The following is an 11,483-nucleotide window of genomic DNA, read 5'->3' on the forward strand; positions in this document are numbered from 1 at the left end:
GGGGGTCGCGGCTCCTGCAAGAGCGCTACACACCACACCGCGTAGGAGCGTCGCCCCCGGCGCGAAGAATTGCAGCCGCGCTGCGATATCGGCATTGCTCACTCGATTCGCCGCGGGGTCGCGGCTTCTACCAGAGCGCTACACACCACACCGCGTAGGAGCGTCGCCCCCGGCGCGAAAAATTGCGGCCGCGCTGCGATGTCGGCGTTGCCCACTCGATTCGCCGCGGGGTCGCGGCTCCTACAAGAGCGTTACACACCACACCGCGTAGGAGCGTCGCCCCCGGCGCGAAGAATTGCAGCCGCGCTGCGATATCGCCGTTGCCCACTCGATTCGCCGCGGGGTCGCGGCTCCTACAAGAGCGTTACACACCACACCGCGTAGGAGCGTCGCCCCCGGCGCGAAGAATTGCAGCCGCGCTGCGATATCGCCGTTGCCCACTCGATACGCCGCGGGGTCGCGGCTCCCACAAGAGCGCTACACACCACACCGCGTAGGAGCGTCGCCCCCGGCGCGAAAAATTGCGGCCGCGCTGCGATGTCGGCGTTGCTCACTCGATTCGCCGCGGGGTCGCGGCTCCTACAAGAGCGTTACACACCACACCGCGTAGGAGCGTCGCCCCCGGCGCGAAAAATTGCGGCCGCGCTGCGATGTCGGCGTTGCTCACTCGATTCGCCGCGGGGTCGCGGCTCCTACAAGAGCGTTACACATTTTGTAGAGGTGCCTGCCGGGCATCCTCTGGTCGCTGCGCCTAGACTGGCGAAATGCGCAGATCCAGGGAGTGGTTACCATGAGCGTCAGCCGCCAAGCTGCCCACCGGCTTCGATTAGGCAGGTGGTCAGCCCCAGGCCACCATTACCTGATAACGGCTGTGACACTCGGTAGACGCCCCGTGTTCGCCGACTTCCATCACGCAAGAGCGCTGATCGACACCATCAAACAAGACGCCCTGGCAGGCACCCATCAGACGTTGTGCTATGTAGTGATGCCAGATCATTTGCACTGGCTCCTTCAACTACATCAGGGAAACCTGTCACAACTGGTCGGACGCGTGAAGTCGCTTTCATCCAGACGCATTGGCAAATCTGTCTGGCAACGGGGCTTCCATGACCATGCATTGCGCGACGAAAAGGACGTGCTTCCCACTGCCCGTTATATCGTGGCGAATCCTCTGCGCGCCGGTTTGGTGACGCACATAGGCGACTATCCGCATTGGGATGCCATTTGGCTCTAACGTACGGTCATGCGTACGACGGGCCGGGAACACAAAAGACCGTTTCGAAGAGACTCCCGCCGGGTCATGCATACCGCGTAGGAGCGTCGCCCCCGGCGCGAAAAATTGCGGCCGCGCTGCGATATCGCCGTTGCCCACTCGATTCGCAGCGGGGTCGCGGCTTTTGCAAGCGCAACGCAGACGCCCCACGTCACCGTCATTTTATTGAACATTCGCGCGCCAGGGGGACTCGAAAAAACTCGGGACTCGTGCGCCGCCTCGGGCGGACACCGGGTCCATCCATGCTCGATCGTCTCCGGTGCGCCTGGAGCGCACTGGAACTCAGAACCGCTACACAACTGGTACGGACTGACGTTAAGGAGGAACAGAGCCCAGGAAATACGAGGGCTTTATAGACTATGTGCGGAATAGCAGGCGAATTACGCTTCGATAACCAACCAGCCGACCTGGCTGCCGTTGAACGCATCACTCACCACCTCGCCCCGCGTGGCCCCGACGCCCATGGCTTTCACAGCCGCGGCCCCGTCGCCTTCGGCCACCGCCGGCTGAAGATCATGGATCTCGCCGAGGCCTCGGGCCAGCCGATGATCGATAATGACCTCGGCCTGTCGATGGTCTTCAACGGCGCCATCTACAACTACCCGGAACTGCGCGGCGAGCTCGAACAGCTCGGCTATCGTTTTTTCTCGGGCGGCGATACCGAAGTGCTGCTCAAGGGCTATCACGCCTGGGGTGAAAAGCTGCTGCCCAAACTCAATGGCATGTTCGCCTTCGCCATCTGGGAACGCGACAGCCAGCAGCTGTTCATCGCTCGCGACCGTTTGGGCGTCAAGCCTCTGTATCTGTCCAAAACCAAGGACCGCCTACGCTTCGCATCCAGCCTGCCAGCGCTGCTCAAGGGCGGCGACATCGGCAAGACGCTGGACCCGATCGCGCTCAATCACTACCTGAACTTTCATGCCGTCGTGCCCGCGCCCCGCACCATCCTGGCCGGCGTCGAGAAGCTGCCACCAGCGACCTGGATGCGCATCGACACCGACGGCAAGGTCGAGCAACAGGTCTGGTGGACACTGAACTTCGGCCCGAACGCTGACGAGGCCAACTATGGCTTCGACGAATGGCGCGACGCGGTGCTCGATGGCATGCGCGAAGCGGTGTCGATCCGCCAGCGCGCCGCGGTCGACGTTGGCGTGCTGCTCTCCGGCGGCGTGGACTCCAGCATGCTGGTTGGCCTGCTGCGCGAAGCCGGGGTCGATAACCTGCTGACCTTCTCCATCGGCTTCCAGGACGCAGGCGGCGAGCGCGGCGACGAATTCCAGTATTCGGACCTGATCGCCCAGCGCTTCAACACGCAGCACCATCAGTTGCGCATTGGCGAGAACGAAATTCTCGACCAGTTGCCTTCGGCGTTCCGCGCCATGAGCGAGCCGATGGTCAGCCATGACTGCATCGCCTTCTACCTCCTGTCCCGAGAAGTGGCCAAGCATTGCAAGGTGGTGCAAAGCGGCCAGGGTGCTGACGAACTGTTCGCGGGCTACCACTGGTACCCCCTGGTAGATGGCGCCGAGGATGCCTTCAGTGCCTACCGCAAGGCGTTCTTCGATCGCGAACACGACGAGTATGCGGCCTGCGTTCAGCCCGCCTGGCTGACCCACGACGCCGCCGGCGAATTCGTCCGCGAGCACTTTGCCCAGCCTGGCGCGAACGCTGCCGTGGACAAGGCTCTGCGCCTGGACAGCACGGTGATGCTGGTCGACGACCCGGTCAAACGCGTCGACAACATGACCATGGCCTGGGGCCTGGAAGCGCGTACGCCGTTCCTCGACTACCATCTCGCCGAGCTGTCTGCCCGCATTCCGGGGCAGTACAAGCTGCCGGAAGGCGGTAAGTACGTGCTCAAGGAAGCCGCGCGCAAGGTCATTCCGTCCGAGGTCATCGACCGCAAGAAGGGGTATTTCCCCGTGCCGGGACTCAAGCACCTGGAAGGCGCCACGCTGGGCTGGGTACGCGACCTGCTGGTCGACCCGGCCCACGACCGCGGCATCTTCAACCCGCAGATGCTCGACCGCCTGCTCACCGACCCACAAGGTCAGTTGACGCCGCTACGCGGCTCCAAGCTGTGGCAGATGGCGGCGTTGAACCTGTGGCTCGCCGAACAGGGGCTGTAATCACTAACCGGGGGCGCCGCAGGTTCCCCCGGCACTTAAACAGGAATGGCCGAATTCGCGTCGACGCGGATCCGCAAACAGGTCAACCGATAGCCGGCTCATGGCCGGCCATGCGAAAGCAAAGGAACATTCTCCAATGCGAGCCACTGCCCACAACCAACGTCTCCTCCGGGGTCAATCGCCTTCCTACGAGCGCCTGCAGGCCCGCTTTGCCGAAGAACACGGTGACGCAATCGGTCAGCCGCAGATCGTCCATTGCGGCTGGGGCCGGCTGCTGATTGGCCACACATTCCCGGACGCGGCGGTACTGGCTGAAGAGCTGCTCAGCGAACAGCCCGGCGAGCGTGACATCGCGCTTTATGTGGCCGCGCCACAACAGGTACTGGCGCAGGCGCCACAGCAGCTGTTTCTCGATCCTTCGGACACGCTGCGCCTGTGGTTTAGCGATTATCGGCCGGCACGGCGCAGCTTTCGTGGTTTCCGCGTACGTCGCGCACAGACCGATGCGGACTGGCAGGCCATCAACTGCCTCTACCAGACGCGCGGCATGCTGCCCATCGATACCGCGAAACTGACTCCGCGTCACCAGGGCGGCCCGGTCTACTGGCTCGCCGAGGACGAAGACAGCGGCGCCGTGATCGGCAGCGTCATGGGCCTCAATCACCAGAAAGCCTACCGCGACCCCGAGCTCGGCAGCAGTTTGTGGTGCCTGGCGGTCGACCCGACCTGCAGCCGCCCCGGCGTTGGCGAGGTGTTGGTGCGCCACCTGATCGAACACTTCATGAGCCGCGGCCTGAGCCACCTCGACCTGTCCGTGCTGCATGACAACGGCCAGGCCAAGAAGCTGTATGCCAAGCTCGGCTTCCGTGAGCTGCAGACCTTCAGCATCAAACGCAAGAATGGTATCAACCAGACACTGTTCCTCGGCCCGGGGCCGGATGACAATCTCAACCCTTACGCGCGCATCATCGTCGACGAGGCGCGCCGCCGTGGCATCGACGCGCACATCGACGACGCAGAAGCCGGTCTGTTCACCCTCAGCCAGGGCGGGCGCCGTATACGCTGCCGAGAATCGCTGACCGACCTGACCAGCGCCGTCACCATGACCCTCTGCCAGGACAAGCGCCTGACTCACCGCACGCTGAGCCGCGCCGGCTTGAGTCTGCCAGCGCAGCGACTGGCGGGTAGCGCCGAAGACAATGCGGCATTTCTCGCCGAGCACGGCAGCCTGGTGGTCAAGCCGGTAGACGGCGAGCAAGGCCAGGGCGTGGCCGTCGACCTGCGCACGCCGGCCGAGGTACAGGCCGCCATCGAACGCGCCCGCCCGTTCGATGAGCGCGTGTTGCTGGAGAGCTACCACGAGGGCTATGACCTGCGCATCGTGGTGATCGGCTTCGAAGTGGTCGCCGCCGCCATTCGCCGCCCCGCCGAAGTGCTGGGCGACGGCCGCCATACCATTGGTGAACTGATCGATGCGCAGAGCCGTAGGCGCCAGGCCGCTACCGGTGGTGAAAGCCGCATCCCGAAGGATGCCGAAACCCTACGCACCCTGCATGCCGCCGGTTACGACTACGACAGCGTGCTGCCACAGGGCAAACGCATGGCCGTGCGCAAAACCGCGAACCTGCACACCGGAGGGATTCTCGAGGACGTTACCGGCATCTTGCATCCGGCCCTCGCCGAAGCAGCCGTCAAAGCCGCTCGTGCGCTGGACATCCCGGTAGTAGGCCTCGACCTGCTCGTCCCCGCAGCGGACCAGCCGAAGCACGTGTTCATCGAGGCCAACGAACGCGCCGGCCTCGCCAACCACGAGCCACAACCGACTGCGGAGCGCTTCATCGACCTGCTGTTCCCGCTCAGCCACGGCGTAGGCGATCGATAGGAGTGGGCTGTTAAAGAAAGCTTAAAAACAGGAACCCCGCGTGCCTGTAGGAGCGCCCCCCCGGCGCGAACGGTTGTGGCCCTACCGCGATGTCGGTGTCGGCTACGTAATTCGCATCGAGGTCGCGACTCTTACCAGAGAAACCGCTCGCCGCTCCGGCACCCGTTTTCGCAACACCGAGGCTTGTTTGAAACCCTCACCGCTATATCAGGTCAGCATGTAACACAGAGCACATTAATGTCCGTCGACAGGGCGTCATAGGCATTCACCCAAGACTGACGCCGCTCGGCGACCCGTCCCCGTCACAGATGGAGATTCCATGTCGCAAATTCCTGAACCCGATCTCGAATACATGCAAAAAGTGCTGCTGGAAATGCTCGCCATTCCCAGCCCTACCGGTTTTACCGACACCATCGTGCGCTACGTCGCGGAGCGTCTGACGGAAATCGGCATTCCTTTCGAAATGACCCGGCGAGGCACTATCCGCGGCACACTCAAAGGTCGTCGTTACAGCCCCGACCGTGCGGTATCCGTGCACCTCGACACCATCGGTGCGATGGTCCGCGAGATCAAAGACAACGGCCGCCTGTGTTTGACCGCGATTGGCTGCTGGTCGAGCCGCTTCGCGGAAGGTAGCCGAGTCAGCGTATTCAGCGACCACGGCGTGTTTCGCGGCAGCGTACTGCCGCTGCTTGCGTCCGGGCACGCCTTCAATACCGAAGTCGACCAGATGCCCATCTCCTGGGATCACGTCGAACTGCGCCTCGACGCTTTGGTCGCCAGCCGCGCCGATTGCGAAAGCCTGGGTGTATCCGTCGGTGACTTCGTGGCCTTCGACCCGCTGCCCGAGTTCACCGAGAGCGGCCACATCAGCGCCCGGCACCTGGACGACAAGGCTGGTGTCGCCGCCCTGCTCGCTGCGCTCAAGGCAGTCGTGGAGAGTGGCCAGGAACCGCACATCGATTGCCACCCGCTGTTCACCATCACCGAAGAGGTCGGCTCCGGCGCCGCCGCTGCACTGCCCTGGGATGTGAGCGAGTTCGTCGGCATCGACATCGCACCGGTCGCCGCTGGCCAGCGCTCCACCGAGCACACCGTCAGCGTGGCCATGCACGACTCCGGCGGCCCTTACGACTATCACCTGTCGCGGCAACTGTTACGCCTGGCAAGCGAGAACGAAATCCCCGTGCGTCGTGACCTGTTCCGCTACTACCACAGCGACGCCCAGTCGGCCGTTACCGCCGGCCACGACATACGCACCGCGCTGATCGCCTTTGGCTGCGACGCCACACATGGCTACGAGCGCACCCACATCGATAGCCTGGCTGCCCTCGCCCGCCTGCTCGGCGCCTACCTGCTGAGCCCGCCGGTATTCGCCAGCGACGCCCAGCCGGAAAACGGCTCCCTGGAGCGCTTCAGCCACCAGCTGGAACACAATGCGCAGATGGAACCGGACACCCGCGTGCCGACCGTCGACAGCCTGGTAGGCAACCGCGAGAGAGAAAGCTGATCGCGCCGGGGGCGACGCTCCTACAAATGCCACTCCCCGTAGGAGCCGCGACCTCGCGGCGAATCGCATACGCAACGCCGATATCGCAGCGCGGCTGCAATTCTTCGCGCCGGGGGCGACGCTCCTACGCGGTGTGGTGTAGCGCTCTTGTAGGAGCCGCGACCTCGCGGCGAATCGAGTGGGCAACGCCGATATCGCAGCGCGGCTGCAATTCTTCGCGCCGGGGGCGACGCTCCTAAGCAGTGTGGCGTGCAGCGCTCTTGTAGGAGCCGCGACCTCGCGGCGAATCGAGTGGGCAACGCCGATATCGCAGCGCGGCTGCAATTCTTCGCGCCGGGGGCGACGCTCCTACGCAGTGTGGTGTGTAGCGCTCTTGTAGGAGCCGCGACCTCGCGGCGAATCGAGTGGGCAACGCCGATATCGCAGCGCGGCTGCAATTCTTCGCGCCGGGGGCGACGCTCCAACGCGGTGTGGTGTGTAGCGCTCTTGTAGGAGCCGCGACCTCGCGGCGAATCGAGTGGGCAACGCCGATATCGCAGCGCGGCTGCAATTCTTCGCGCCGGGGGCGACGCTCCTACGCGGTGTGGTGTAGCGCTCTTGTAGGAGCCGCGACCTCGCGGCGAATCGAGTGGGCAACGCCGATATCGCAGCGCGGCTGCAATTCTTCGCGCCGGGGGCGACGCTCCTAAGCAGTGTGGCGTGCAGCGCTCTTGTAGGAGCCGCGACCTCGCGGCGAATCGAGTGGGCAACGCCGATATCGCAGCGCGGCTGCAATTCTTCGCGCCGGGGGCGACGCTCCTACGCAGTGTGGTGTGTAGCGCTCTTGTAGGAGCCGCGACCTCGCGGCGAATCGCATGCACAACGCCGATATCCCTGGCAGGCCGCGCTCGTCGCGCCGAGGGCATAGCTGCTACGAAGACAGATCCCGTGGCTGATGCGCCCTACTCCAGCGGCCGCTTGGCGGCGCGGCGTAAATGCATCCAGTCGACGATCTCGCCTTCCGGCGCATAACCGCATACGGTTTCGCGCAACAACTGGCGCACTCGGTCGTAATCATCCTGCTCGACCGCCTTGATCAGGTCGGCCATCACCACCTTGAAGGATTCCCAAGGTAGGTGTTCTTCGTTTGCCCGCATGATCATCGGGTGATCTGTAGGGCTTACGTTGTCACCGATCAGCAACTCTTCGTAAAGCTTCTCGCCAGGCCGCAAACCGGTGAACTCGATGGCAATATCGCCGCCAGGATTGTCATCGCACGCCACGCTGAGGCCAGTAAGGTGGATCATCTTCTCCGCCAGCTCGGCGATCTTCACCGGCTGCCCCATGTCCAGCACGAACACGTCCCCGCCCTTACCCATGGAACCTGCCTGGATCACCAGCTGTGCGGCCTCCGGGATGGTCATGAAGTAACGGGTGATATTGGGGTGGGTGACAGTAACCGGCCCGCCCTTGCGGATCTGCTCATAGAAGCGCGGAATCACCGAACCCGAGGAACCCAGCACGTTGCCAAAGCGCACCATGGTAAAACGCGTCGTGTTGACCTGATGCAGCCTGTCCTTGTCGCCATACAACACTGGCGCCGTTTCCTGGCTCAGTGCCTGCAGCACCATCTCGGCCAAGCGCTTGGTACTGCCCATCACGTTGGTGGGGCGTACCGCCTTGTCTGTGGAGATAAGCACGAAGTTCTCGACACCGGCGCGCAACGCGGCCTGCGCGGTGCACAGCGAACCAAACACATTGTTCAGCACGCCCTCGGCAATGTTGTGCTCGACCATCGGTACATGCTTGTAGGCCGCCGCGTGGTAGACCGTGTTCACATCCCAGGAACGCATCAGCTCGAGCTGACGCTCCTGATTGCGCACCGTGCCAAGCACAGGTACCAAACGCACCGGCAAGGACTCCCGGCGGATTCGCTGCTCCAGTTCACTGTGGATCGAATACAGGTTGAATTCGCCATGTTCGAGCAGCAACAAGGTTCGTGGCCCAGAGCCGAGAATCTGGCGACACAGTTCGGAGCCAATCGAGCCACCCGCTCCCGTAACCATCACCACCTTGTCGCGGATGCAACGCTCGAACAGCTCGCGCTGGGGCGGCACGGCATCACGGCCCAGCAGGTCGGCGATATCCACCTCCTGAACGTCCTCGACCTTGACCCGGCCACTGGCCAGATCCATGAAGCCGGGAACCGAGCGTACGTGCAACGGGTACTGCTCCAGTAGCTGCAGCACCGCTCGCCGGCGGGTGCGCGATACGGACGGCAGTGCCAGCAGGATCTCGACCGCACCGGTATCTTCGATCATTTGCTGGATGTGCCTCGGCGAGTACACCCGCAGGCCGGCGATAACGCGATTGGCGATATTCGGTTCGTCGTCGATGAATGCCACCGGCCGCATGGCTCGGCCCATGCGCAAGGCGGCCGCCAACTGGTTCCCTGCCGAACCCGCCCCGTAGATGGCGACAGCCGGCAAGCTAGCCTCCCGGCCGCTCAGTTTGAACGGCTGGTCTGCGGCAAACCAATGGCCCATGAAGAACTGGCGCATCGCCAGGCGCAACCCACCGATGAGCATGATGCTCAGCCACCAGTAGTTGAACACCATGGAGCGCGGAATCAGCGCTCCCGTGTCCTCGCGCCAGTAAATCACCAGGGCCAGAATCAACGCGGACAGCGAAACCGCCTTGGCGATTGCAATCAGTGCTTCGTTACCGAAGTAACGCAGCACCGCGCGATACATGCCGAAGCGAATGAACAACGGAATGGAGATCAGCGGTGCCAGTGCGAAGAGCCACAAGTGCCCATCCAAGGGGTGGATCTGGCTGAAGTCCCCCAACCGCACCACGAACGCCAGCCACAAGGCGACCCACACCAGCACGACATCGACGGATACCTGGATCAAACGCTTCTGGCGACGCCGCAACCGTACCAATCGAGTCCGGAGCAACTCTGCAAACCTCAACAAAACAACACCTCATATCCCTGTAGCAAGCCACCATCAGGCAGCTCCCTGACGGTACAAGAGTAAGCAGGCGGACTCGCCTCGATCGCCTGCACTTCGCGACCTAACCGATCAAAACGGTACCTGGCGCGAGCAATGCACCTTCCTCTACAACAACGTTATAGCCGGCACTGCATCCTGCCTGTAACCAAGCCCTGGCGCCCACTTTCACGCCGCCGGCAAGTTGCACCCCGACGCCCAGATGGGCAAAAGCACCTAGCACCGCGTCATGATCGACGGTTGCATTGGCGTTCACGATGGCACCTCGGCCGAGCACAGCGCCGACACCTACCATCGCCATGGCCATTACCGCTACACCGCGTTCAACGGTTGCACCCGCGCTGACAAAGGCCCGAGGGTGAATAACCGTAGCCAAAGACAACCCGGCGGCTCTGATCGACGCACTCCACTTTTCACGCAGCGCATTGTTACCCACCGCGGCAATTGCTGCATGGCCAGCGCCCGCGAACCTGGCCACATCGTCAGGCTTACCGACGAGAGGTATTCCATAAAGGTCGCTCGCCTCAGGCCATCGGTCATCCAGAAACCGAACCGACTGCCACTGGCCAGACAGCAGAGCCGCTTCGGCAACCGCCCTACCGTGCCCGCCTGCGCCCAGTATCAGCAGGGTTTCGTCCATCATTTCGGCTCCACAGAACCAGCATTGAACCTGACGGCGAGAACAACCAGCGGCAGATAGGCCACCAGCAGTCCAATGGTGCCGTCTACCCCGCCAACCCCGACCCATAAGGCAATGGGCAACAGCCACAGCAGATTGATCGCGGTGACTGCCAGGGTGACCGGTAAATGACGCCCGTAGTGCCGCGAGGCGTATTGATAGGCATGGCTTCGGTGAGCCTCGTACACACGCTCGCCACGCAGCAGACGGCGCAACAGCGTGAAGGTGGCATCGACCACGAATACACCCAGTAGTATCAACCAGGCCCAGAACAACTGAGGCGACGCAGCCGCCGCCTGCAAAGACAGAACGCCCAGCGTGATGCCCAGAAAACCGCTACCGGCATCGCCCATGAAGATACGAGCGGGTGGAAAGTTCCAGATCAGGAAGCCAATGACAGCAGCCGCCAGCGACAACACGGTAATCAGCGAACCGGCAGTGCTGCCGAGCCAGGCGTAGAGCAAGGCCCCGCCGACACATGCACAAACGGCTTCCACACTGGCGATACCGTCGATGCCATCCATGAAGTTGTAGAGGTTGAGCAGCCACACCAGGTAAATGGCAGCCATTACATGGCCAAACCAACCCAGGTCGACCACAGTGCCAAACAGACTGATTGCCGGCAGGCCTCCCATCCAGAAAAGCGCCCAGGTAGCCGCGGCGAAATGACCGAGCAGCCGCCAACGAGCCGCAATGTGCCCGTGGTCGTCAAGAAAGCCGACCACAGCCACCAGCCCGCCCGCGCCGCACAACGCGTAGGCCGCAGCGCTGTCGACATGGCCAGTCAAGGCCAGGCCAAGCACCGCCAGCAGAAAGCAAATGACAATGGCCACACCGCCGCCGCGCGGTGTAGGCACAGAGTGAGAGCTGCGCGCATTGGGCACATCCATCAGGCTGCTGGCCAACGCATAACGCCTGAGCAGCCAGGTCAGCACGAACGACAGGCTGGCGATAACCAGCAAGACGGTGGTCAACACTCAATGTTCTCCTAAGTCCCGCCGCTCAAGGCAGGTACTC

At 63.1% G+C, this 11,483-nt stretch carries 7 protein-coding genes; 4 read left to right on the plus strand and 3 right to left on the minus strand.

Translation table 11 applies throughout. From position 1 onward, the window contains the following. Positions 1-790 precede the first annotated feature (790 nt). From ACZ0AV_RS04065 to ACZ0AV_RS04080, 4 genes are all read left to right on the plus strand, one after another. The gene (locus tag ACZ0AV_RS04065) at positions 791-1,234 is read left to right on the plus strand and encodes an REP-associated tyrosine transposase (protein WP_499149846.1); all 444 of its coding nucleotides are present in this window, start codon (positions 791-793) and stop codon (positions 1,232-1,234) included. 398 nt (positions 1,235-1,632) lie between these two features. Then, the gene (locus ACZ0AV_RS04070; protein ID WP_499149847.1) at positions 1,633-3,402 is read left to right on the plus strand and encodes an N-acetylglutaminylglutamine amidotransferase; all 1,770 of its coding nucleotides are present in this window, start codon (positions 1,633-1,635) and stop codon (positions 3,400-3,402) included. A 136-nt stretch (positions 3,403-3,538) separates the two neighbouring features. Beyond that, positions 3,539-5,284, plus strand: coding sequence for an N-acetylglutaminylglutamine synthetase (ngg, locus tag ACZ0AV_RS04075; RefSeq protein WP_499149848.1), 1,746 nt, complete (start codon positions 3,539-3,541; stop codon positions 5,282-5,284). A 319-nt stretch (positions 5,285-5,603) separates the two neighbouring features. Further along, positions 5,604-6,794 carry an osmoprotectant NAGGN system M42 family peptidase gene (locus ACZ0AV_RS04080; RefSeq protein WP_499149849.1) on the plus strand — a complete coding sequence of 397 codons (1,191 nt, stop codon included), beginning with the start codon at positions 5,604-5,606 and terminating at the stop codon, positions 6,792-6,794. Positions 6,795-7,735: 941 nt separating this feature from the next. Here the strand turns inward: ACZ0AV_RS04080 and ACZ0AV_RS04085 are convergent. The 3 genes from ACZ0AV_RS04085 to ACZ0AV_RS04095 form a co-directional block, all read right to left on the minus strand. Further along, on the minus strand, positions 7,736-9,751 hold the full coding sequence (locus ACZ0AV_RS04085) for a polysaccharide biosynthesis protein (protein ID WP_499149850.1): 2,016 nt from the start codon (positions 9,749-9,751) through the stop codon (positions 7,736-7,738). Positions 9,752-9,851: 100 nt separating this feature from the next. Then, positions 9,852-10,427, minus strand: a complete 576-nt coding sequence (locus ACZ0AV_RS04090) for an acetyltransferase (RefSeq protein ID WP_499149851.1) — start codon at positions 10,425-10,427, stop codon at positions 9,852-9,854. Then, positions 10,427-11,443 carry an MraY family glycosyltransferase gene (locus ACZ0AV_RS04095; RefSeq protein ID WP_499149852.1) on the minus strand — a complete coding sequence of 339 codons (1,017 nt, stop codon included), beginning with the start codon at positions 11,441-11,443 and terminating at the stop codon, positions 10,427-10,429. Before ACZ0AV_RS04095 ends, ACZ0AV_RS04090 begins: the two co-directional genes overlap by 1 nt. Positions 11,444-11,483 lie beyond the last annotated feature (40 nt).

Source organism: Pseudomonas sp. AC532, from assembly GCF_979258965.1.

Bases quoted from the DNA above. Each gene is read 5' to 3' on its own strand.
- ACZ0AV_RS04065 (WP_499149846.1), top strand. From the start codon at position 791: ATGAGCGTCAGCCGCCAAGCTGCCCACCGGCTTCGATTAGGCAGGTGG.
- ACZ0AV_RS04070 (WP_499149847.1), top strand. From the start codon at position 1,633: ATGTGCGGAATAGCAGGCGAATTACGCTTCGATAACCAACCAGCCGAC.
- ACZ0AV_RS04090 (WP_499149851.1), bottom strand. From the start codon at position 10,427: ATGGACGAAACCCTGCTGATACTGGGCGCAGGCGGGCACGGTAGGGCG.
- ACZ0AV_RS04080 (WP_499149849.1), top strand. From the start codon at position 5,604: ATGTCGCAAATTCCTGAACCCGATCTCGAATACATGCAAAAAGTGCTG.
- ngg (WP_499149848.1), top strand. From the start codon at position 3,539: ATGCGAGCCACTGCCCACAACCAACGTCTCCTCCGGGGTCAATCGCCT.